General features: G+C 51.9%; 13 protein-coding genes, 1 tRNA gene and 3 rRNA genes. 12 read left to right on the top strand and 5 right to left on the bottom strand.

Translation table 11 applies throughout. From position 1 onward, the window contains the following. Positions 1–73: 73 nt before the first annotated feature. From ABXS88_RS15200 to ABXS88_RS15230, 7 genes are all read left to right on the top strand, one after another. Complete coding sequence (locus tag ABXS88_RS15200) at positions 74–1132, top strand: response regulator (RefSeq protein WP_353672892.1); 1059 nt, start codon at positions 74–76, stop codon at positions 1130–1132. Between the two features lie 21 nt (positions 1133–1153). Then, the gene (locus ABXS88_RS15205) at positions 1154–5686 is read left to right on the top strand and encodes a PAS domain-containing protein (RefSeq protein ID WP_353672893.1); all 4533 of its coding nucleotides are present in this window, start codon (positions 1154–1156) and stop codon (positions 5684–5686) included. A 31-nt stretch (positions 5687–5717) separates the two neighbouring features. Continuing rightward, a complete protein-coding gene (locus tag ABXS88_RS15210) occupies positions 5718–8018 on the top strand; it encodes an ATP-binding protein (protein ID WP_353672894.1) in 2301 nt (766 codons plus the stop codon). Then, positions 8015–9700 (top strand): response regulator, encoded by a 1686-nt coding sequence (locus ABXS88_RS15215; RefSeq protein ID WP_353672895.1) that lies wholly within the window; start codon positions 8015–8017, stop codon positions 9698–9700. Before ABXS88_RS15210 ends, ABXS88_RS15215 begins: the two co-directional genes overlap by 4 nt. 50 nt (positions 9701–9750) lie before the next feature. Continuing rightward, complete coding sequence (locus ABXS88_RS15220) at positions 9751–10485, top strand: response regulator (protein WP_353672896.1); 735 nt, start codon at positions 9751–9753, stop codon at positions 10483–10485. 65 nt (positions 10486–10550) lie between these two features. Then, positions 10551–11540: a DMT family transporter gene (locus ABXS88_RS15225; RefSeq protein WP_353672897.1), complete on the top strand. Its 990-nt coding sequence runs from the start codon at positions 10551–10553 to the stop codon at positions 11538–11540. Positions 11541–11631: 91 nt separating this feature from the next. Further along, positions 11632–13266, top strand: coding sequence for a cbb3-type cytochrome c oxidase subunit I (locus tag ABXS88_RS15230; protein WP_353672898.1), 1635 nt, complete (start codon positions 11632–11634; stop codon positions 13264–13266). Positions 13267–13282: 16 nt separating this feature from the next. On the opposite strand, the gene ABXS88_RS15235 is transcribed toward ABXS88_RS15230, so the two are convergent. Genes ABXS88_RS15235 through ABXS88_RS15255 form a run of 5 tightly spaced genes read right to left on the bottom strand, consistent with a single transcriptional unit; the run spans position 13283 to position 16820 of the window. Further along, on the bottom strand, positions 13283–14053 hold the full coding sequence (locus ABXS88_RS15235; RefSeq protein ID WP_353672899.1) for an energy-coupling factor ABC transporter ATP-binding protein: 771 nt from the start codon (positions 14051–14053) through the stop codon (positions 13283–13285). Beyond that, positions 14053–14850: a cobalt ECF transporter T component CbiQ gene (cbiQ, locus tag ABXS88_RS15240; RefSeq protein ID WP_353672900.1), complete on the bottom strand. Its 798-nt coding sequence runs from the start codon at positions 14848–14850 to the stop codon at positions 14053–14055. The genes ABXS88_RS15235 and cbiQ overlap by 1 nt, the downstream gene beginning before the upstream one ends. Before the next feature lie 2 nt (positions 14851–14852). Beyond that, positions 14853–15503: a cobalt transporter CbiM gene (cbiM, locus tag ABXS88_RS15245; RefSeq protein ID WP_353672901.1), complete on the bottom strand. Its 651-nt coding sequence runs from the start codon at positions 15501–15503 to the stop codon at positions 14853–14855. Further along, positions 15490–16002, bottom strand: a complete 513-nt coding sequence (locus ABXS88_RS15250) for a carboxypeptidase-like regulatory domain-containing protein (RefSeq protein WP_353672902.1) — start codon at positions 16000–16002, stop codon at positions 15490–15492. The genes cbiM and ABXS88_RS15250 overlap by 14 nt, the downstream gene beginning before the upstream one ends. Beyond that, positions 15999–16820: a DUF4382 domain-containing protein gene (locus ABXS88_RS15255; protein ID WP_353672903.1), complete on the bottom strand. Its 822-nt coding sequence runs from the start codon at positions 16818–16820 to the stop codon at positions 15999–16001. Before ABXS88_RS15255 ends, ABXS88_RS15250 begins: the two co-directional genes overlap by 4 nt. Positions 16821–17079: 259 nt before the next feature. Here ABXS88_RS15255 and ABXS88_RS15260 point away from each other — a divergent pair, with 259 nt between their 5' ends. The 5 genes from ABXS88_RS15260 (at position 17080) to rrf (ending at position 22901) form a co-directional block, all read left to right on the top strand. Beyond that, positions 17080–17634 (top strand): cyclic nucleotide-binding domain-containing protein, encoded by a 555-nt coding sequence (locus tag ABXS88_RS15260; protein ID WP_353672904.1) that lies wholly within the window; start codon positions 17080–17082, stop codon positions 17632–17634. 327 nt (positions 17635–17961) lie between these two features. Next, positions 17962–19449, top strand: a 16S ribosomal RNA gene (locus ABXS88_RS15265). 149 nt (positions 19450–19598) lie between these two features. Next, positions 19599–19672, top strand: a tRNA-Ile gene (locus ABXS88_RS15270). A 170-nt stretch (positions 19673–19842) separates the two neighbouring features. Continuing rightward, positions 19843–22721: ribosomal RNA gene (locus ABXS88_RS15275) — 23S ribosomal RNA — on the top strand. 62 nt (positions 22722–22783) lie between these two features. Further along, positions 22784–22901 (top strand): 5S ribosomal RNA (gene rrf / locus ABXS88_RS15280). The 16S, 23S and 5S rRNA genes sit together here with 1 tRNA gene alongside, the layout of an rRNA operon. Positions 22902–22924: the final 23 nt, after the last annotated feature.

The following is a 22924-nucleotide window of genomic DNA, read 5'->3' on the forward strand; positions in this document are numbered from 1 at the left end:
TGCTTTTGATTTTCAGAACCTGTCTGTCTTAGGTGGGTTTACTGTTGATTCATTTTCTCTTCATTAATTGACCATGGCTACTATTCTAATTGTGGATGATAATCCCAGTAATTTTGATGTTATTGACAGTATTTTCAGCCACGAAAATGATGAGCTTTACTATGCCTCTTCGGGGAAACAGGCCCTGGATTTGATGACAACCCTCTCCGTTGACTTAGTGTTATTGGACGTGATGATGCCAGAGATGGACGGGGTGGAAGTTTGCCAACGGATCAAAAGTAATCCCCAGTGGCCATTTATTCCCGTAGTGATGGTCACGGCCCTAACGGATAAGGAGGAACTGGCCTTTTGTTTGCAGGCCGGGGCGGATGATTTTATTTCTAAACCGGTGAATGCCCTGGAACTGAGGGCCAGGGTACGCTCGATGTTGAGGCTCAAGCAGCAGTTTGATCGGCTCCAGGATAACTTGCAGATGCGTCAAGACCTGACCCATATGGCGATCCATGACCTCCGCAATCCCCTCAGTACCATTTTGCTGGCCAGTGAAATTCTGGAAATGACCCCCCTCGATGAGAAGCAAAAACATAAGGTAGAGCAAATCCATCGCAATGGTAAGCAATTGATGGGCCTGGTGGATAGTTTATTAATCGTGGCGAAATCCGAAGCGGGAGCCCTTTGCTTGAACCCGACGCCAGTGGATATCAATAGCATGGCGGAATTGGTGATTCAAGAAAACACCTTGCTGGCTAACCATCGGGGAGTCACGCTGGAGTTGGTGCTTCCTCCAGAAAGTAAAGTTGTTGAGGTGGATCAGGGCCTCTTCCAACGAGTCCTCGATAATCTGATTGGCAATGCCATCAAATTCTCCCTAGGGGGGCCTGTGGTGACCCTGAGCGTGGAATACCCCACCGATAAGCACCTCAGAATTCGGGTGAGTGACCAAGGCCCTGGTATCACCGCCGAGGGTAAGGAGCAGATTTTCCACAAGTTTGAAACCGGCCAATTTTTAAAACAGGTTCAGCAAACGGGGATTGGTCTGGCCCTGTGTCGTCTGGTGGTAGAGGCCCATGGAGGACAGATTTGGGTAGAAGATAATCAACCCCAGGGGTCGGTCTTTGTGGTGGAACTTTGAGGCCAGCAGGGGGAGAAAAGGATGACGATTTCCTTGGATCTTTATCAGGCCATCGCTCGGGAACCGCTGTTGCTGGTGGAATCCTCGGCGCTGATCTCGGATGTTCTGGCGCGACTTGCCCAAGTGGAAACGGCGGCTTGTCATCTGATGCCTAGCTCTCCCTCCCCCGCTCCAGTTTTGCAAATTCGGCCCTACTGCGTACTGGTGATGGAGCAGGGCCAGTTAGCGGGGATTGTCACCGAGCGGGATATTGTCCGATTTATTGCCCAGGGCCATACCTTAACAGAAGCGATCATGGTGGCTCAGATCATGAGTCGGCCAGTAATCAGTCGCTCCCTCGAGCAATTACGGGATGTCTTCGGGGTGCTGTCTTTGTTACAGAGCCATCGTATTCGTCATCTTCCTGTCCTGGATGAGCAAGGACAACCTATCGGCTGTATTACCCCCACGACCCTCCGTCAGGTTCTGCGCTCTACGGATTTGTTACGAGTGCGTTTAGTGGAAGAGGTGATGCAGTCCCCGGTGATCCAGGCCCCTGCCCAGGCATCCATCCTGGCGATCGCCCAATTGATGTTAGAACACCGGATTAGCTCTGTCGTGCTCACCGAGCCGGGAGACGAGTCCTGGCTGCGCCCCGTCGGTATCCTAACGGAACGGGATATTGTCCAAATGCAGGCGCTAGGGATCGATTTCTCCACCACACCGGCTCAAATCGTGATGAGCTATCCCCTCGCAACCGTGACACCGGATACCAGTTTGGCCGTGGCCTACAATTTAATGCAACGCCACTATATCCATCGGGTAGTGGTGGTGGGGCCCATGGGAGACCTCCGGGGCATCGTTACCCAGAGCAGTGTGTTGAAGATTTTAGATCCGACGGATCTGAGTGAGACCTTGGCCGTTCTGCGGTCACGCATTAGCCAACTGGAAGCAGAAAAAATTGCCCTCCTAGAGCAACAGAACCAGGCGCTGAGTCTCAATCTGGATGTGGCAACCCAAAAGTTGACCATCCAAACCCAGCGAGAGCAATTTGTTAATCAGCTGATTCAGCAACTCCAGGGCAATCTCAATCTCGACGACATTTTGCAAACCACGGTAATGGCCCTGCGGGAGTTTATCCAAGCCGACCGGGTTTTAGTCTATCAGTTCTATGATGACCTCAGTAGCCAAGTGGTGGCGGAATCCGTGGGAGAGGGCTGGCTCCGGGCAAGGGACTACGATATCTATGATCAATGCTTTCGCAATGGCCTGAATGAGCGCTACCTCCAGGGATGGCATTGGGCAGTCAATGATATTAACCAAGTGGATCTCACCCCTTGTCACCGTCGCTTGCTGGAGAGTTTTCAGGTACGGGCTAACTTGGTGGTGCCGCTCCTCAGCAGTGATCTGGCGGCCCAAGCGGAAGAATTTACCCCCGTTCCCTACGTTTGGGGATTGCTGATCGTCCATCAATGTTCGGGGCCGCGTCTTTGGCAGAGCGAGGAAATCGAACTGCTCAAATACCTGGCGAATCAGTTGACGGTCTATATGCAACGGGGACGGCTCCTCGACCGCGCCCGCTGGGAAAAAGAACAACGGCAGAAAGCCCAAAGTTTTTTGACCGAAAGTGAAGCCCGCTTTCGACAGTTAGCGGACAATATCGAGCAGGTGTTTTACCTCAATGACCTGGCCACGGGACAGGTGCTCTACGTCAGTCCCAGTTACGAAACAATTTGGGGCCGTTCCTGCCAAAGTCTCTACGACCATCCCCAATCCTTCCTTGAGCAAGTCCATCCCGAGGATTGTCCCCGCGTGCTTCAGGCCTATCAAGAACAACGCCAGGGCCAAGGTACTGAAACCCAGTATCGTATTCTCTGTCCCGATGGCCAACTGCGTTGGATTCTTGACCGATGTTTTCCCGTCCGCAATGGGGAAGGTCAAGTTTATCGGGTTTGTGGCATTGCCGAGGATATTACGACTCGAAAAACCATTGAAATCCAGCTCCAGCAATTAAATGAAAGCCTAGAAACCCTGGTTCAGGAACGGACTCAGGCCCTGGAAGACAGTGAAAAGCGCCTAGAGTTGGCCCTGCGTTCGGCTAGTTTAGGGATCTGGGAATGGGATGTGGCGACGGGGATCCTCCATTGGGATAAACAAATGTATGAGGTGTATGGGGTCAAGGCCCAATCCTTCCAGCCCAACTACGAAAATTGGTTGCATTGTATTCATATTGAAGACCGAGCGGCAATAGAGCAGGCCCTTCATTGGGCCTTGGCGGGAGAGCAACCCTACGACACAAGTTTTCGGGCCTGTTGGCCCAATGGCCAGATCCGATATATCCAGGCAAATGGCCTAGTCCTGCGGGATAGCCACGGTGGGCCCGTCCGCATGATTGGGGTGAACAGTGATATTACGGACAAAAAACGGGCGGAACAAGTCCTCAAGCAACGGTTAATTGCCATTGAAGCTGCCACCGACGGGATTGCGGTGGTCAATGAAAACGGGCGATATATTTCCATTAATCGGGCCCACTTGGAACTCTTTGGCTACCAACAAGCGGAGGAATTGTTGGGGAAAAGCTGGGACGAACTATACTATCAAGCTGAAGTACAACGCTTTAAACAGTTTATTTTTCCCCTGTTGGCTCGGCAGGGCCATTGGCAGGGAGAGGCCCTGGCCAAACGCAAGGATGGCAGTACCTTTATCGAAGAACTGTCCTTGACCCACGTTCAAGACATTGGCTTGATCTGTGTCTGCCGTGATATTACCTTCCGAAAAGAACAGGAACAGCGGCTTCTGCAAAAGGCCCAGGAAGAATCCCTGTTACGGAAAATTACGGAGCGGATTCGTCAATCCTTGCAGTTGGAAGATATCTTTGCCACGGCGACCCAGGACCTTCAGCAGTTTATTCAAGTGGATCGGGCCTGCATTTTTAAATTTGATACCGCTAGTCACTACCACCAAGGAACTTTTGTGGCAGAAGCCTTAGAGCCAGGATTGTCATCGGTCTTACATACCTCCCTCCAGGATTGTTACTTCAGTGAACATTTTGCCGCGCTCTATCAAGTGGGTCGTTATCAGGTGATCAATGATCTAGAGACTGCCGAGCTAGAAGCTTGTCATCGACAAATGTTGGGGCAATTGCAGATTCGGGCCCATCTGGTGTTTCCCTTGCTCTGTGGTGAGCAACTCTGGGGCCTCCTCTGTCTACATCAATGTACTGACGTCCGCACTTGGCAAACATCGGAAATTGCCTTTGTCCAAGAAATTGCCACCCAATTGGCCATCGCCCTACAACAGGCCACCCTATTCCAGCGACTCCAGGCGGAACTCCAAGAACGGCAACGGGCAGAAGGGCAACTGCGGGAAGCCAACCAAAAACTAGCCGACAGCAACGCCGAATTGGCCCGGGCCACCCGCCTCAAGGATGAGTTTTTGGCCAATATGAGCCACGAACTGCGAACCCCCCTCAACGCCATTCTGGGATTATCTCAATCCCTACTGGAAAAAGTCCTAGGCGATCTCAGCGAGCGACAACAGCGTTCCATTGAGACCATCGAGCGGAGTGGTGAACACCTTCTATCTTTGATTAATGACATTCTGGACTTATCCAAAATTGAAGCCAACAAACTGGATCTAGAGCCGGGGGTCGTCAATTTAGCCCGAGTCTGCCAAGACAGTCTGCAATTGGTGCGGCAGTTGGCCCTAAAAAAACAGATCCGCCTCCAGCAAGAGATTCCCCCTGGAGAGATTAACTTTATGGCCAATGAACGTCGTCTCCAGCAAATTCTGCTGAATTTACTCAACAATGCTGTTAAATTTACCCCCCAGGGAGGGCAGGTCAGTTTGCGGGTGACTCAAGAAATCTTAGAGCACCAAGCCTGGCTGATTTTTGCGGTAAAAGATACGGGCATCGGCATTAGCCCGGAAGACCAGGGCAAACTGTTTCAGTCTTTTGTGCAGGTCGATAGCAGTCTCAATCGTCAGTATGAAGGCACGGGCTTGGGGTTGGCCCTGGTCAGACGTTTGGCAGAACTCCACGGAGGCCGGGTCAGCGTCGAGAGTGCCATAGGGGCAGGGAGTTGTTTCCGGGTTTATCTCCCCTATCGTCCTGCTCGGTTGGAGTGCCCCTTGATGACGGATCATGTTTCTAGTACAAACTCCGGCGGAGAAACGGTTACTGGCTCTAAAGTCTCTTCTCCTCAGGAGTCTGCTTTGGTTCTCATTGCCGAGGACAATCCGGACAATATCGAAAGTCTCAAGAGTTATTTGGAATACAAAGGTTATCGTCTTATGTTTGCCAAAGATGGTCGTCAGGCCATCACCATGGCCCAGCAGAAAAAACCGGATCTGATTTTAATGGATATTCAAATGCCAGGGATGGATGGCATCGTTGCCACCCAGGAGATTCGAGCATTGCCAGGGATGGCAGATATTCCGATTGTGGCTTTGACGGCCCTGGCCATGCCGGGGGATAAGGAACGCTGTCTGGCGGCGGGTATGAATGATTACGTCAGTAAACCTATCCGTCTCAAGGCCTTATTAACCACCATGGAAAAGCTCCTCTGTGCCTAATCCTGCCGCTTTAATTTTCTTCCGGTCTACCATGTCCATTCGTACCCAAATTATCTACGGTTATCTGCTCACCCTCGGTTTGGCCCTGGGGGGGTCAGGGGTGGGCCTGGTTCTGGGCAATATCTACCAACGACAGGCCCTGCAAATCCGTCAACAGGCCTCCTTAGAGCGGCAATTGCTGACCACATTGCAGATCAATATTCTCTACAATCGGCCAGCCAAGCAGTTAACCCCCCATGTGAAAAATCCAGCCCGGTTTCGCCAAGAGAGTCAGGCCCTCCAGGAGCGAGTGGCCAAGATCCAGGCCCTGTTGCAATCCCCCGCTGCCACCGAGATTAAACTCCAGCCCGAACTTGAACCCAAACTCGTGGCCTATCGTCAATCCCTGGCCCAATTTACTGTCAAGCTCAATCAATTTGTTGAGCAGGCCTTGCCCCTTACCCAGCAGGCTCAGGGGGCCGAAAAGGCTCAGGAATTGGTGGTGGATTTGGTCAAAAGTCCTGAATTTGTCGCCTTTATTGAATTTCCTGACCAACTAACGGCCTTTAGTCAACGGGCGGAAGAACAGGAACAGAAAAGTGAACAGGCCCTGCAACAGGCCGAGCGACTCCGTACCCAAATCATTGTGGCTAGTCTATTGGCGGCGCTCGCCGTGGCCCTGCTCGTGGCCTTTTATACCAGTGACCGCATTGCCCGTCCCATCCAAACGCTGACGGCAACCACCCAGCGGATAACAGCGGAGGGAAATTTTGATTTAGAAGTCCCGGTGGGGAATCGGGATGAAGTGGGACTACTGGCCCAGTCCTTCAACCAACTAATCCAGCAGGTGAAAAGTCTGTTGGCGACTCAACAGCATTACCTAGCGGAAATGGAACAGGCCAAGACCGCCGCCGAGGTGGCTAACCAGGCCAAGAGTCAGTTTTTGGCTAATATGAGCCACGAACTCCGCACCCCCTTGAACGGCATTTTGGGCTATACGCAAATTTTGTTCCGCAGTGGCCTGTCGGCAACCCAGGAACGGGGCCTGATCATCATCGAGCAATGTGGCCAGCATCTCCTGGCCCTGATTAACGATGTCCTGGATCTGGCCAAGGTAGAAGCGGGCAAACTGACGGTCAATGCCAAAGCCTTTCATTTGCCGTCCCTACTAGAGGGCGTGGCGGAAATTACCCGCATCCGAGCCGAACAAAAACACATCGGTTTTGACTACCTGGCCCGGTCTACCCTCCCCCAGGGCATTGTCGGGGATGAAAAACAACTCCGACAGATCTTGCTTAACCTCCTCAGTAATGCGGTCAAATTTACCGACCAGGGAAAAGTCTGTTTAACGGTAGAGGCTGAACCCGTCGCAGGGAATGGGCAAGCTTCCTCAGTCCGCCTGAGTTTCACCATACAAGATACCGGTCTGGGCCTCTCCCCGGAGCAAATAGAGCACATCTTTAAACCTTTTGAGCAGGTTGGGGATCGTCAACGTCAGGCCGAAGGGGCCGGTCTGGGGTTGGCCATTAGTCAGGCCATGGTTCAGCTCATGGGGGGCGAAATCACCGTGGAGAGTCAACCGGGCCAGGGCAGTTGTTTTCGCTTTAGTATCGTCTGTCCGGTGGAAGCCGACTGGGCCCAGGCCCAAGCCCAAACCCATCAGGGCAAAATTATCGGCTACGAAGGGGAGCCTCGGCAGATTCTGGTGGTGGATGACCGCTGGGAAAACCGTGCTGTCTTAGTCACCTTCCTGACCATGCTGGGCTTTGAGGTCAGGGAAGCCGACAATGGCCAAACGGCCCTGGCCCAACTGCAACAGCACCGCCCCGATTTGATCATTAGCGATCTGAAAATGCCGGTGATGTCGGGGATTGAATTTCTGCAACAACTCCGGGCCGATCCAGGTCTCGATGCTATTTCAGTAATTATTTCTTCCGCCAGTGCCTTTGAAAGCGACCGTCAACGAAGTCTCAAGCTCGGTGCCAAAGCCTTCTTACCCAAACCCATCCAAGCCAACGAACTATATCAAACCCTAGCGGAGGTACTCAATCTAACTTGGCGTTATGAAACGTCGCCCCCTGGCGACAACCTCCCGACCGCTGAGACCGCCATTTCTCCTGTTTTACCACCTGTGGAGAAACTCCAAGCCTGGTTAACCTATGCCATGACGGGTCAACTCCACGACCTTGGGGATGCTTTAGCGCAACAGGCTAGCCAAAATCCGCCCTACCACCGCTTTATTCACCAACTGCAAAGCCAGGTCAATACCTTTCAACTGCTGGAAATCCGTCGATCTCTCCAAGTGGCCCTGGCCAGTTTGACGGTGACTAGCGAGGAGGAAACCCAGCCATGAGCCTCTCTCCCCCTCCCGTTACCATTTTGGTGGTGGATGACATTCCCAGTAATCTAGAGGTTTTGTCCCAAATCCTGCGCCAAGCGGGCTATCAAATTCGGGTTGAAGTGGATGGTAGTCAAGTGTTGACCCAAGTCAAAATGGCCCGGCCCGATTTAATTTTGCTGGATGTGATGCTACCGGGCCTTGATGGCTTTACGGTTTGTCAACAACTCCAAGCCCAAGCCGAGACCCAGGATATTCCCATTATTTTTATGACGGCCCTCGACCAGCCGGAGGATAAGGTGCGGGGCTTTCGGCTTGGCGCAGTGGACTATATCACCAAGCCCTTTCAGGAGGAAGAAGTCCTGGCTCGGGTGAAACTGCATCTGCAATTGGCCCAATTAACGGCGAAACTAACTCAACAGAACCAGGCCTTGGAGAAAGAAGTCGCGATGCGGACAGCGGAGCTATTCCAGGCCCTCCAGGAATTGAAGGAAACCCAAGCCGACCTGCAACAGGCCCATGAAGAGCTAGGGGAATACACCGCCAGCTTGGCCCGCACAAATCGCCTCAAGGATGAATTTCTTGCCAATATGAGCCACGAACTCCGCACGCCCCTGAACAGTATTCTTGGCCTGGCAGATGCCCTGGGAGACCGGTGCTTTGGGCCGATTACCGATCAACAACAGGAGGTTTTGACCACCATTACCCAAAATGGTCATCGTTTACTGGCCTTAATCGAGAGCATTTTAGACCTTTCTGGCCTGAGTACGGGGACGCTTTGTCTTCGCTGTGATCGGGTTTCCCTGCGGCAATTATGTCTTGGGGCCTTGGAATTGGTCGAGACCTTGGCTCAAAAAAAGGGATTGGTGTTGACTCTCGAACTTCCCCCAGCCCTAACGGCGTTATACATCCAGGGAGACGAGGCTCGTCTTCGCCAGGCCCTGTACCACCTATTGCATAATGCCGTTAAATTTACGCCTGAAGGAGGGCGGGTCTGCCTGCGGCTCCGTCTGGAGGCCAGGGAAAATAGTCCGGATCCGGAACATCCCAATTGGCTCAGCCTGAGTGTGGAGGATACCGGCATCGGTATTTCGGAAGTAGAGCAAGACTCCCTATTCCAAAACTTCATACAATTATCAGGTGGTCTCAACCGGAGTCATTCTGGGTTGGGACTAGGACTGGCCCTGACGAAACAAATTGTCCGTCTCCATGGGGGGAAAGTGCGAGTACACAGTGTAACCGGCAAGGGAAGTTGCTTTACCATCTGTCTGCCCTACGGAGCCGTGGCGGCTGTTGAGACCCGCGTAGCCAAAACCCATAACCTATTGCACTCGACGCTATCGCCCTCTCTGGTGCTAGCGGATAGTCAGGAAGCGGATTTAATTAGCCTGAGTAGTTATCTCAGCGCAAAAGGTCACCCCCTCCAGACAGCTACCAGCTTGCCGGAGGTCATGGCCCTGCTTCAGAAACAGTCGGCCCAACTCCTGATCATCAGCAGTTCTTTCCTCCAGCAAGTCTCTCCAGCCCTACTTTCTTTATTGGCGGCTCAACCCGTTATTGTACTCCTCGCCTCTCCTGATGATTTAGATAACGTTGCCCACTTGCCCGTCCAGCAAATTTTACCTAAACCTATCAAACTTCGTTCCCTAGAAACCGTGGTATCTGGTCTACTCTCGCCTAACTCATCGACTGCCTAAGTCGTGGGTTCAGACTTCTTCCCTTATTTCTTTATTGTGGGTTCCAATTCATGCATTCTCCTGATACCGCCATAGAAAAAATTCTGATTATCGAAGATGAACCGGATATTCGAGCGAATCTCCAGGAAATTCTAGAAATTTCTCAGTACAAAGTCACCACCGCCAGTAACGGTGCAGAAGGCGTGACCCTAGCGAAGGAAATCCAGCCTGACCTCATTATTTGTGATATTAATATGCCGGTGATGGACGGCTACGAAGTCCTAGAAAGTTTGCAGAATATGCCGGAAACCAGCCTAATTCCCTTTATTTTCCTCACCGCCAGATCCGATCTCCAAGAATTGCGCCAGGGGATGGAACTGGGGGCCGATGACTACCTCATCAAACCCTTGAATATTCAAGACCTTCTGGTGTCTGTTCGTACACGCCTACTTAAGCACCAACGATTTGTGGAGCAAATTCAGCAAGTGGAAGAATTGTCCCAAGCCATTCAATCCCAAGTTAAAGAAACGGAATCTCATGTCCAAGAACAGGAACACTTACTCCAAGTCAAGGATAAATTGCTTAGCAAAATTCTTGAAAATTTGAGCGACTCGGTGAGTAATATTCATTTAATTGCAACCATGCTCAAAAAGGATACGGCTTCAGTGAATCAGTCCAAATATATTAGCATCCTGGAAAGTGAGGCTAATCGGCAGTTAAAACTCCTCAATGACGTGATTAAACTCCAGGGCCTCCTCAAACCAGAAAATGTGGATATCCTCAAGCGCTACGATCTCTTGAACTAATATTCCTGTTTGCTTAACAAAACTATACAATGGGAGCCATTGCCATCCTTGTCCCTAATCCCTCCATGACCTTTTATTCCCAACCCAGCAAACCCCTCTGGTCGTCCTTGATCTTGATTGCTCCCTTTTTCCTGTGGGGAACGGCCATGGTGGCCATGAAAGGAGTCATGCCCGATACGAATCCTCTCTTTGTGGCTAGTATTCGCCTCATTCCGGCCGGATTGTTGGTCTTACTGGTGGCCCAGGCCCTGGGACGGCCTCAACCCCAAACTTGGCAGGGATGGGCCTGGATTGGCCTATTTGCGCTAGTGGATGCTAGTCTGTTTCAAGGCTTTTTGGCCGAGGGCCTGGCTCGGACGGGGGCCGGTTTAGGCTCGGTGATCATTGACTCCCAACCCATTGCCGTGGCCCTGCTCTCCCGTTGGTTGTTTCACGAAGTTATCGGCTTCTGGGGTTGGCTGGGCTTAGGCGTCGGGATTATGGGGATTAGTTTGATCGGTCTCCCTGATGAATGGTTTTATCAGCTTTGGCAACTCCAGGCCCTGCAGATTAGCTGGAGTTGGCAGGGCCTGTTCCAGAGTGGCGAGGCCCTAATGCTCTTGGCCTCCCTTTCCATGGCGGTGGGCACAGTACTGATCCCCTTCATTAGTCGTCGGGTTGATCCGGTAGTGGCGACGGGCTGGCATATGATCCTGGGGGGCCTTCCCCTCCTGGGTTTATCGTTACTTACAGAAAGTCAATCCTGGCAAGGCATTCATATCGCGGGTTGGTTCAATTTGGCCTATGCCACGGTCTTTGGCAGTGCCCTGGCCTACGGTATTTTCTTTTGGTTGGCGGCCAAGGGCAATCTCACCAGTCTGAGTGCCCTCACCTTTCTAACACCCGTCTTTGCCTTGGGTTTTGGTAATCTGGTTCTGGCAGAGGTCTTGAGTTCTTTGCAGTGGCTAGGGGTGGGTCTCACTCTCGTTAGTATTTACTTAATCAATCAACGGGAATTTTTGAAAACTCGGTTCTCTGCTTGGCAGAATGTCGGCCATCCCGTTACAAAGCCCTAAGGCTCTCTGAGTTGTGACTGGTAAGCAAGGGGAGATTTGACCAAGCAACGGTCAGCAAGGACAATAGGGGCAACCCGATTCTTTTTCCCCCATGACGAATCTGCCCCTCGATAATTCAGGCCCTTGGGAAACGCCCCCACCGAGTTGGAAACAATACTTTAGCTTCAGCACTGACCATAAAGTGATTGGCATTCAGTATCTACTGATGGCCTTTTGCTTTTTCTTGGTTGGCGGCCTGTTGGCCATGATTGTGCGGGCGGAGTTGTTAACCCCTCAATTGGATGTGGTAGACCGCAGTCTTTACAATGGCCTGTTCACGATGCACGGTACGGTGATGATTTTCCTCTGGATTTTGCCGGCTAACGTGGGCCTGGCTAATTATTTAGTGCCGTTGATGATCGGGGCGAAGGACATGGCCTTTCCGGTGCTCAACGCCATTGCCTTTTGGCTGATGCCCGTGGCTGGAACCCTGCTGATGCTTAGCTTTTTTCTACCCAGTGGTACAGCCCAGGCCGGTTGGTGGTCCTATCCGCCGGTGAGTATCCAGAATCCCTCGGGCCATTTGATTAACGGTGAATTTATCTGGCTGGTGGCGGTGGCCATTTCTGGAGCCTCTTCGATCATGGGGGGCGTTAATTTTGTGACCACCATCTTCCAACTGCGGGCCCCCGGCATGGGTTGGCTCAAGATGCCGGTCTATGTTTGGACAATTCTCAGCGCCCAACTCCTACAATTATTTTGCCTACCGGCCCTGACGGGAGCGGCGATTATGCTACTCTTTGACCTTTCCTTTGGGACGGATTTCTTTTCTCCCTTCAATAATGGCGATCCGATCATCTATCAGCATCTCTTTTGGTTCTATTCCCATCCGGCGGTTTATGTGATGGCCCTGCCGGCCTTTGGGGTATTTTCAGAAATTCTGCCGGCCTTTGCCCGAAAACCGCTGTTTGGCTACAAAACCGTCGCGATTTCTTCAATTCTCATTGCTGGCCAAGGCACTTTCGTCTGGGTACACCATATGTTTACCAGTGCCACCCCCAGTTGGATGCGGATGTTCTTTATGGCCAGTACCATGCTGATCGCCGTGCCAACGGGGATTAAGGTATTAGCCTGGACGGCAACGGTGTGGCGAGGGAGTCTGCGGCTAACAACCCCCATGCTGTTTTGTCTCGGGGCCATTGCCATGTTTCTGTTTGCGGGGATTACGGGCATTATGCTGGCTTCAGCCCCTTTTGATCTCCACGTCAACAATACCTATTTTGTCGTCGGTCATTTCCACTACGTTGTTTTTGGCACCGTCACCATGGCCCTCTACGCCGGCATTTATTTTTGGTTTCCCAAGATGACCGGCCGCACCTACAGCGAAGCCTGGGGCAAGCTCCATTTTGTCTTAACCTTTATCGGCGCAAATTTAAACTTTTTCCCCATGCACCCCATTGGCCTCCAAGGAATGCTACGTCGTGTGGCCTCCTACGACCCCCAATACACCACCTGGAACGTGATTGCCAGCTTAGGGGCCTTCTTGTTGGGCATGTCCGTTCTGCCTTTTATAGCCAATATGATTACCTCGGCCTATCTGGGTAAGAAAATCGGTGAGAACCCCTGGCAAGCGACGGGCCTGGAGTGGACGACCAGTTCTCCACCCCCAGTGGAAAATTTTGAGACCATTCCGACGGTTACGGAAGAACCCTACGGCTATGGCCAACGAACCATGGCGGCAAATTAGGGGTTGAGCCCACAGTCTAGGCAAGGGCCAGCCTCAGGGAATGGGGGACTTCCAAATCATAATCGGCCATTAGTTGCGGATTGCCTAAAATTTCCCTTGGGCTTCCTGTAGCCACGATGTGGCCCGCATCCATCAATACCAAACGACTACAGACTTCTAACAAAAATTCGAGGTCATGGGAGGCGATCAGGCGGGTTTCCGTCGAGGTCTGTAAAAACTGGATCAAGCGTCGCCGGGCCCGTTGATCCAAATTGGCCGTCGGTTCATCGTAGAGAATAATCTGGGGGGCCATGGCCAAAATTCCTGCAATGGCCGTCATCCGCTTCTGTCCCCCGGAAAGATGATGGGGTGGACAATGGGCCAGGGCCGTTAACCCTGTGAGAGCCAGGGCCTGTTGTACCCGCTGGTTAACCAAATCCACTGGTAAGCCTAGATTCTGAGGGCCAAAGGCCACATCCTCCCAAACCGAAGCCGAGAATAGTTGGTCATCAGGGTTTTGAAAGACCAGGCCAATATCCGGGGAAAAACCACCGGGTTTGACGAGCCGAGCCAAGCATTGAATTTGGCCTTGCTGGGGTGCCAATAGGCCACAGAGTAAAAGAAACAAGGTGGTTTTACCGCATCCGTTATGGCCAACGATCCCTAGATGTTCCCCCTGGGCAACGGTTAAGTTAATTCCAGGCAAAACGGGAACTGTTGGGGTATAGCCAAACCAGAGATTTTGAATGTCTAGGGCCGGGTTAAGCCGCTGGTGCTTTGGAGAGGACGAAACAATCTGGACTTGCATTAGTAGATGACCTCTATCAAAACAAAAATACTGGCTATCAGAAGCATGAAAACTAGGCCAACTTTGTGGTACCCATCGGGGCCTAGGGCAGTCGTTATGCCCGACAAAGCCTTGACTTCATTAACCGCCCTTGGGGTGCCGTAGCCCCGGAGTCGCATTGCCTGATAGATGCGCTCAGCCCGTTCATAGCTCCGGATCAGTAAGGTGGCGGTGACAGCGGCGAGTTGGCCGATTTGGCGATATTTAGCGGGAGGCCTAGCGAGAGACGTTGCCCCAAATCCCCGCAGGGCCATGGCCCGATGCATCTGTTGCCAATCCTGGCCAATTTCAAACAAGTAACGGTAGGACAACAGCAACAAATCAATCAGCAGAGCCGGTAGGCCTAGAGACCGGAGAGTACGGGCCGTTGTTAAAAAAGACATGGTTCCTAAAAGAATTAGGCTCAGGGTCATAATGGCCCAAAAACGAGTCGTAGTGAGCAGTAGGGCCTCCAACCCCTCCTGGCGGAGGCTCAGCCATCCCCAGTGACCTAGAATCGTCTGGCCCGAGTAGAAAGGCAGTAGACCCACCATACCGAGGAGAAATAAACTGGGGTAGCGCAATCGTTGGGCCAAAAAGTGCCAGGGTAGTTTTGACACACTGTAGAGGGTAAGGGTGACTGCAACCATGGCAGGCAAGAGAGCCAAGCTTTCCACCTGGGCAAAGGCAACGATCAAGGCCAGTAAACCGATCAGCTTATAACGAGGGTGCCAGCGGTGTAGCCAAGAGTCTAGATGAGCGTACTGATCCAGTGCCATTGCTACAGGCCTCCCTCGATTAGTTTGGGCTTAACCCGTTGCAAAAACAAGACAAGCAGGGCCGTGAAAAACCCTTCAAGACCCACGATGGGAAGATGAGCTATCACCAGACCATAGACAGCCAAGCGTTCCGCTCCCTGGTCTAAATCATTGGGCAAAGTCAGCAAAATCAGACCCCAAAATATCAATAATGCTAGGCTCAGACCCAGACAACCGCTGATAAAGGCAAATATCGCCGTCAGCCAAGGAGTAGGCTCCCGTTGACCCAAATGATAGCGGAGTTGAAAAAGGAAGTAAGCTAGCAAGGCCGGTACGCCCATGATCACGGTATTGAGGCCCAAGGTTGTTAATCCTCCGTGGCCTAGGAGAACGGCCTGGAGAAAAAGACCGACCAAGATTGCGGGGATGGCGTAATAGCCCAACACCACGCCCAAGAGGCCATTCAAGACTAGATGAACACTGGCCGGGGGGAGAGGAATTCGCAAAGAGGAGGCCACAAAAAAAGCGGCGGTTAGTAAAGCGGCCTTGGGAATGCCTTGGCTGGGGTCAGCTTGACGGTTAATCTGACGTAGGGAAAACCAGGTTAACAGGCCCGTTAAGCCATACCCCGTGCCGCAAGCCCAGGCAGGCAGGAGACCATCAGGTAGATGCATGATCGGCCGACTCCCGACGACTGCGACTAAAGAATAAAGCAGTGCCAATGCAACCCCAAACCACCGACCCGAGGATTAAACCCCGTTGGCTCCAATGGAGCGGCTGCGGGCCCGATTGATTAACTGATTTCGCTAGAACATCCTGACCAGGTTTTGGGTTTATTTGTCCCATGGTCACGGGGATCACTAAAAATTGGCCATGGCCGGCCTGGCGGATACGAACTGCCCAGTCTCCCCCTTGGGAAGGTATAAAGGTAAATTGCCCCTGAGCATTGGTTTTTCCCTGTAACCAGGGTTGAGCGGGTTGGTTGGGGGCAAAGATCGAAACCTGAGCCTCGGCCATCGGCTGACCCCCATCATAGGTTGCGGTAATGTGATAAGACGGTACCACCTGGTATTGAATATCAACCCCATGGGCCCACGTGGCCGGCATTGTTCCCAGACCCCAAGCCATGGCCCCCCATCCCAACCACTGCTGCATCATAAATTTCCGCATCATAAGTACTTCGCTTGACAATGTCCTTCACCAACGTGACCTAGGGATAACCAAAGGGTTTCTAGTTTTTGGGCTTCCTCAGGCGGTAATTGACGGGCCAGTTCTGAAGCCGTGATCTCCAGTCGGTTCTGGGTTGCTAATTGAGCCAAGGGCCCAAAACCCAGGGCACCACGATTGAGTTCATCCTCTGAGGATAGGCTTCCATCGCCAAAGAGATGATCAAAATGAAAAGTAGCTTCTAGGTCGGCCTGGCCGGCAGAGGTGAGTAGTCCCTTGCGTTCCTCGCCCACGTAGTCTCCACAGACAAAGGCAACGTTTCGATCCAGTTTGAGGGTAAAGGGAATTTGTTGTGCTCCTTTTTGAGCCAGGCCCTGTAGAACTAGTGAATAACCAGCAGCATCTTTTAATAATTGCCAAGAAAGCGCATTGTAGTGGCCAGGTGGAGCCGGAATGGTTCCAACAAGAATAGTTTTAGTTTCAGCGGTTCTATCACCTGCGGCGAGGTCAACGGGCTGGGTGTCCTCTAAACTGACTTGCTGTTTTGCCCGCAAAGGCTGGGAGCCCTCGGGGTCAAAGCTGGGAGCGGTCTGATAGGCCGTCACAGCCCCTAAATTAACTGCAACTCGCTTAAAGTCTAAATGCCAACCATCTTTGCTGGTAAAACCCTGACGAATAAAATCCTCTCCATTGGCTCGGATAGTTAAGATTCCCTGGCTTGTTTTGGAGCTGACCTTTTCAGGACTGCTTTGACAGCTGGCTAGAAGAACCCCACATATGATTGGGCCCAGCAGACAGTTAATCAAAAAACGACGACTCAGCATTGATCCAAGGCTCGGTTGTGTAACCCTCAGTAAAGCAAGCTTTCCCAGCGACTTCAATGCGGTTAGGGGGGATACTTTCCGAGTCGTTGGTGTTATTCGTGGAGCGGGGAAAACACCGGGTGGAGGCACCGTCTCAACCCAGTGGCATCGTCAAGATATCCTAAGAACCAGGCATGGGATCTCAGGGTCATCAGTCTCACCCCGCCAAATCGAGTAAAGCCACCTATAATTTTGGAAAAATCCCGCTTAGCTGACCACAATGCAAAAAGTTCTGTACCTGTTTGGAGAACTCAACGACGATGACCTCGATTGGCTCATTGCCGCTGGCTCCATCGAGAAAATTCCTCCCACCGCGACACTAATTAAAGAAGGCGAGATTAGTGATGCTGTCTATATCCTGCTAGAGGGAACCGTGGTTGTTTCCGTTGCTGTTCTCGGCAGTTCCAAAGAAATTGCAACCCTCTCCAGTGGCGAAATTTTCGGCGAAATGTCCTTTATCGACCAACAACCCCCCTCCGCTACCGTCGAAACCCTAACCGAATCGTTGGTTTTGTCGGTTCCTTCTGCCCAACTCAAGGCCCGCTTGGCCCAAGACCTGAGTTTTGCCAGTCGTTTTTATCGAGCGATGGCCGTATTCTTGTCCGGTCGTCTGCGGATTGCCCTCACAGAACTCGATTTTGGGAAAGACTTTCTCTCTCCAGAACTGGCCCTGTCCCCTGCGTTGCTCGAATCCTTGCCCCTGGCCCAGGCGAGATTTGATTGGTTATTGAGACGAGTCAAAAATTCTCTGATGCCGAACTCTCCTGAATACTGAGGTTAGAAGAGGTAGTTAGAGGATGCTGAATAGCCAAAGCCCCTATGCTGCAGAGATTGTAGGGGAGGAAGAAAATTTTTTTGATGAAGGGGGTTGACTTTTTGGGAGGGTGTTAGTTATGATAGCTAAGCGCGGTTGAGAGCGAAAGCGAAACGCGCCCCGAACCTAGAAAAATCAATAGTTTGAAAGAAGTAAACCAGACCCTTGTTATTCAAGTAACTAAACAAAGAAGTCTAGTTGCTTGGCAAAGAGTATAACTCAGAGTCAAGGAATTAGCAAGCAAAAGAAGCCAAGAGAACTCACAAGTTGGTTTTTTTGAAGAAAAAAACAATGGAGAGTTTGATCCTGGCTCAGGATGAACGCTGGCGGTATGCCTAACACATGCAAGTCGAACGGTCACTTCGGTGATAGTGGCGGACGGGTGAGTAACGCGTGAGAACCTACCTTCTGGATGGGGATAACAGTTGGAAACGACTGCTAATACCCAATGTGCCGAGAGGTGAAAGATTTATTGCCAGAAGATGGGCTCGCGTCTGATTAGCTAGTTGGTGGTGTAAGGGACTACCAAGGCGACGATCAGTAGCTGGTCTGAGAGGATGAGCAGCCACACTGGGACTGAGACACGGCCCAGACTCCTACGGGAGGCAGCAGTGGGGAATTTTCCGCAATGGGCGAAAGCCTGACGGAGCAATACCGCGTGAGGGAGGAAGGTCTTTGGATTGTAAACCTCTTTTCTAGGGGAAGAAGTTCTGACGGTACCCTAGGAATAAGCATCGGCTAACTCCGTGCCAGCAGCCGCGGTAATACGGAGGATGCAAGCGTTATCCGGAATTATTGGGCGTAAAGCGTCCGTAGGTGGTGATACAAGTCTGCCGTCAAAGAGTGGGGCTTAACCCCATAAAGGCGGTGGAAACTGTGTGACTAGAGTTCGGTAGGGGTAGCGGGAATTCCCAGTGTAGCGGTGAAATGCGTAGATATTGGGAAGAACATCGGTGGCGAAAGCGCGCTACTGGGCCGAAACTGACACTGAGGGACGAAAGCTAGGGTAGCGAAAGGGATTAGATACCCCTGTAGTCCTAGCCGTAAACGATGGATACTAGGCGTGGCTTGTATCGACCCGAGCCGTGCCGAAGCTAACGCGTTAAGTATCCCGCCTGGGGAGTACGCACGCAAGTGTGAAACTCAAAGGAATTGACGGGGGCCCGCACAAGCGGTGGAGTATGTGGTTTAATTCGATGCAACGCGAAGAACCTTACCAAGACTTGACATCCCTGGAACCCCAGCGAAAGTTGGGGGTGCCTTCGGGAACCAGGAGACAGGTGGTGCATGGCTGTCGTCAGCTCGTGTCGTGAGATGTTGGGTTAAGTCCCGCAACGAGCGCAACCCACGTTTTTAGTTGCCAGCATTAAGTTGGGCACTCTAGAGAGACTGCCGGTGACAAACCGGAGGAAGGTGTGGACGACGTCAAGTCATCATGCCCCTTACGTCTTGGGCTACACACGTACTACAATGGTCGGGACAACGGGCAGCAAAACCGCGAGGTCAAGCGAATCCCAGCAAACCCGGCCTCAGTTCAGATTGCAGGCTGCAACTCGCCTGCATGAAGGAGGAATCGCTAGTAATCGCAGGTCAGCATACTGCGGTGAATTCGTTCCCGGGCCTTGTACACACCGCCCGTCACACCATGGGAGCTGGTCACGCCCGAAGTCGTTACTCCAACCTTTTAGGAGGAGGACGCCTAAGGCAGGGCTAGTGACTGGGGTGAAGTCGTAACAAGGTAGCCGTACCGGAAGGTGTGGCTGGATCACCTCCTTTAAGGGAGACCTTACCCACTTCATCTCGAAAGCAATCAGTAAATAGAGAGAAGATTGGTCAACCGAAAGGTCGAGCAAGGGGTTAGCCGAAGGGCTAACAGAAAAGGTAAAAATTCTTTCAAACTATAGCTAGGTGCTGGGAAAGGGCGAGGGCTATTAGCTCAGCTGGTTAGAGCGCACCCCTGATAAGGGTGAGGTCTCTGGTTCAAGTCCAGAATGGCCCACCTAACTAGCGTAAAGCCTAGAAAGTGGAAAAGATTCGGCATCCTATCTAAGGAATCGAGAGAGGAATTAGAGGGAATGCTGGATGAAAATCCAGTGAGAACCTTGAAAACTGCATATCGAAAAGAGAAAGCAGGGAAAGTTATTCGCAAGAATAGCAATCCTAAGAAATGGTCAAGCTACAAAGGGCTAACGGTGGATACCTTGGCACACAGAGGCGATGAAGGACGTAGCAACCGACGAAACGCTTCGGGGAGCTGGAAGCAAGCACTGATCCGGAGGTGTCCGAATGGGGAAACCCAGCATACTGCCCGCTGAATAAAATAGGCGGGAAAGAGCGAACCTGGTGAACTGAAACATCTTAGTAGCCAGAGGAAAAGAAAACAAAAAGTGATTCTCTAAGTAGCGGCGAGCGAAAGGGGAAAAGCCTAAACCAATCTTTACGAAGATTGGGGTAGTGGGACAGCAACGTGGACTGTAGAGATTAGACGAAGCAGCTGAAAACTGCACCAAAGGAGGTGAAAGTCCTGTAGTCGAAAGTCAAAACAGCCTAGCTGAATCCCGAGTAGGTTGGAACTCGTGGAATTCCGATTGAATCAGCCAGGACCACCTGGTAAGGCTAAATACTACTGTGTGACCGATAGCGAAAAGTACCGCGAGGGAAAGGTGAAAAGAACCCCGGCGAGGGGAGTGAAATAGAACATGAAACCGTTAGCCTACAAGCAATGGAAGGCTGATTAAACGGCTGACCGTGTGCCTGTTGAAGAATGAGCCGGCGACTTACAGGTTGTGGCAGGTTAAGGTGTTATGCACTGAAGCCAAAGTGAAAGCGAGCCTGAAGAGGGCGATAGTCACAATTTGTAGACCCGAACCCGGGTGATCTAACCATGGCCAGGATGAAGCTTGGGTAATACCAAGTGGAGGTCCGAACCGACTAATGTTGAAAAATTAGCGGATGAGCTGTGGTTAGGGGTGAAATGCCAATCGAACCCGGAGCTAGCTGGTTCTCCCCGAAATGTGTTTAGGCGCAGCGGTTGTAAAGTCAACCTGGGGGGTAAAGCACTGTTTCGCTGCGGGCGGCGAGAGCTGTACCAAAGTGAGGCAAACTAAGAATACCCAGGAAGAAACAACCAGTAAGACGGTGGGGGATAAGCTTCATCGTCAAGAGGGAAACAGCCCAGACCACCAGCTAAGGTCCCCAAATCATCACTAAGTGAGAAAGGAGGTGGGAGTGCATAGACAACCAGGAGGTTTGCCTAGAAGCAGCAATCCTTAAAAGAGTGCGTAATAGCTCACTGGTCAAGCGCTCCTGCGCCGAAAATGAACGGGGCTAAGTGATGTACCGAAGCTGTGGACTCAGATGTGAGTGGTAGGGGAGCGTTCTGTGTAGGGTGAAGCACTAGCGGCAAGCAGGTGTGGACAGCACAGAAGTGAGAATGTCGGCTTGAGTAGCGAAAATATGTGTGAGAATCACATACCCCGAAATCCTAAGGGTTCCTCCGGAAGGCTCGTCCGCGGAGGGTTAGTCAGGACCTAAGGCGAGGCCGAGAGGCGTAGTCGATGGACAACGGTTCAATATTACCGTACTGATTGTAAATTGTAGCGGGGGACGGAGAAGGCTAATGCAGCTAGATGATGGTTACTAGTCCAAGCATTCGAGGCGATGAGGAGCGGTGGAAACGCTCTGAGCGGAGGTGTGATGGGGAGTCTCTACGGAGACGAAGTGCATGATGTCAAGCTTCCAAGAAAAGCCCGGACTACGTTAATTTGCAGTTACCTGTACCCGAAACCGACACAGGTAGGAAGGTAGAGAATACCGAGGGGCGCGAGATAACTCTCTCTAAGGAACTCGGCAAAATGACCCCGTAACTTCGGGAGAAGGGGTGCCTGCGAAAGCAGGTCGCAGTGAATAGGCCCAGGCGACTGTTTACCAAAAACACAGGTCTCCGCAAAGTCGTAAGACGCAGTATGGGGGCTGACGCCTGCCCAGTGCCGGAAGGTTAAGGAAGTTGGTTAGTCTTCGGATGAAGCTAGCGACCGAAGCCCCGGTGAACGGCGGCCGTAACTATAACGGTCCTAAGGTAGCGAAATTCCTTGTCGGGTAAGTTCCGACCCGCACGAAAGGCGTAACGATCTGGGCACTGTCTCGGAGAGAGACTCGGCGAAATAGGATTGTCTGTGAAGATACGGACTCCCTGCACCTGGACAGAAAGACCCTATGAAGCTTTACTGTAGCTTGGAATTGGGTTCGGGCTTTGCTTGCGCAGGATAGGTGGGAGACTAAGAAGTCATCCTTGTGGGGATGATGGAGTCAACGGTGAGATACCACTCTGGTGAGGCTAGAATTCTAACTCATTCCCGTGATCCGGGAAGAGGACAATTTCAGGTGGGCAGTTTGACTGGGGCGGTCGCCTCCTAAAAGGTAACGGAGGCGCGCAAAGGTTCCTTCAGGCTGGTTGGAAATCAGCCGTAGAGTGTAAAAGCAGAAGGGAGCTTGACTGTGAGACTGACAAGTCAAACAGGGACGAAAGTCGGCTTTAGTGATCCGACGGCACTGAGTGGAAGGGCCGTCGCTCAACGGATAAAAGTTACTCTAGGGATAACAGGCTGATCTCCGCCAAGAGTTCACATCGACGCGGAGGTTTGGCACCTCGATGTCGGCTCATCGCAACCTGGGGCGGTAGTACGTCCCAAGGGTTGGGCTGTTCGCCCATTAAAGCGGTACGTGAGCTGGGTTCAGAACGTCGTGAGACAGTTCGGTCCATATCCGGTGTAGGCGTAAGAGTATTGAGAGGAGCCTTCCTTAGTACGAGAGGACCGGGAAGGACGCACCGCTGGTGTACCAGTTATCGTGCCAACGGTAAACGCTGGGTAGCCAAGTGCGGAGTGGATAACCGCTGAAAGCATCTAAGTGGGAAGCCCACCTCAAGATGAGTACTCTCATGGCATAAGCCAGTAAGGTCACGGGAAGACCACCCGTTAATAGGCTCTAGATGGAAGTGTGGTAACATGCGAAGTCGAGGAGTACTAACAGACCGAGGGCTTGACCTCAACATTCTTTCTCTTTTCTATGCAGTCTTGAGGGTCTCTCTTTGTTAGACCCAACCGTCTTTCTTGGTGTATTTAGCGTCATGGCACCACTCCGACCCCATCCCGAACTCGGTTGTGAAACGTGACAGCGGCGACGATACTCTGGGGGTTGCCCCACGGCACAATAGCTCTATGCCAAGATTCCTTATTCCACAACTTAATAT

This window comes from Synechocystis sp. LKSZ1, assembly GCF_040436315.1.
Taxonomy (GTDB): domain Bacteria; phylum Cyanobacteriota; class Cyanobacteriia; order Cyanobacteriales; family Microcystaceae; genus Synechocystis.

What these genes read in the sequence shown, in the direction of transcription:
- ABXS88_RS15200 (WP_353672892.1), top strand. Translation starts at nt 74, where the DNA reads ATGGCTACTATTCTAATTGTGGATGATAATCCCAGTAATTTTGATGTT.
- ABXS88_RS15205 (WP_353672893.1), top strand. Translation starts at nt 1,154, where the DNA reads ATGACGATTTCCTTGGATCTTTATCAGGCCATCGCTCGGGAACCGCTG.
- ABXS88_RS15210 (WP_353672894.1), top strand. Translation starts at nt 5,718, where the DNA reads ATGTCCATTCGTACCCAAATTATCTACGGTTATCTGCTCACCCTCGGT.
- ABXS88_RS15215 (WP_353672895.1), top strand. Translation starts at nt 8,015, where the DNA reads ATGAGCCTCTCTCCCCCTCCCGTTACCATTTTGGTGGTGGATGACATT.
- ABXS88_RS15220 (WP_353672896.1), top strand. Translation starts at nt 9,751, where the DNA reads ATGCATTCTCCTGATACCGCCATAGAAAAAATTCTGATTATCGAAGAT.
- ABXS88_RS15225 (WP_353672897.1), top strand. Translation starts at nt 10,551, where the DNA reads ATGACCTTTTATTCCCAACCCAGCAAACCCCTCTGGTCGTCCTTGATC.
- ABXS88_RS15230 (WP_353672898.1), top strand. Translation starts at nt 11,632, where the DNA reads ATGACGAATCTGCCCCTCGATAATTCAGGCCCTTGGGAAACGCCCCCA.
- ABXS88_RS15235 (WP_353672899.1), bottom strand. Translation starts at nt 14,053, where the DNA reads ATGCAAGTCCAGATTGTTTCGTCCTCTCCAAAGCACCAGCGGCTTAAC.
- cbiQ (WP_353672900.1), bottom strand. Translation starts at nt 14,850, where the DNA reads ATGGCACTGGATCAGTACGCTCATCTAGACTCTTGGCTACACCGCTGG.
- cbiM (WP_353672901.1), bottom strand. Translation starts at nt 15,503, where the DNA reads ATGCATCTACCTGATGGTCTCCTGCCTGCCTGGGCTTGCGGCACGGGG.
- ABXS88_RS15250 (WP_353672902.1), bottom strand. Translation starts at nt 16,002, where the DNA reads ATGATGCGGAAATTTATGATGCAGCAGTGGTTGGGATGGGGGGCCATG.
- ABXS88_RS15255 (WP_353672903.1), bottom strand. Translation starts at nt 16,820, where the DNA reads ATGCTGAGTCGTCGTTTTTTGATTAACTGTCTGCTGGGCCCAATCATA.
- ABXS88_RS15260 (WP_353672904.1), top strand. Translation starts at nt 17,080, where the DNA reads ATGCAAAAAGTTCTGTACCTGTTTGGAGAACTCAACGACGATGACCTC.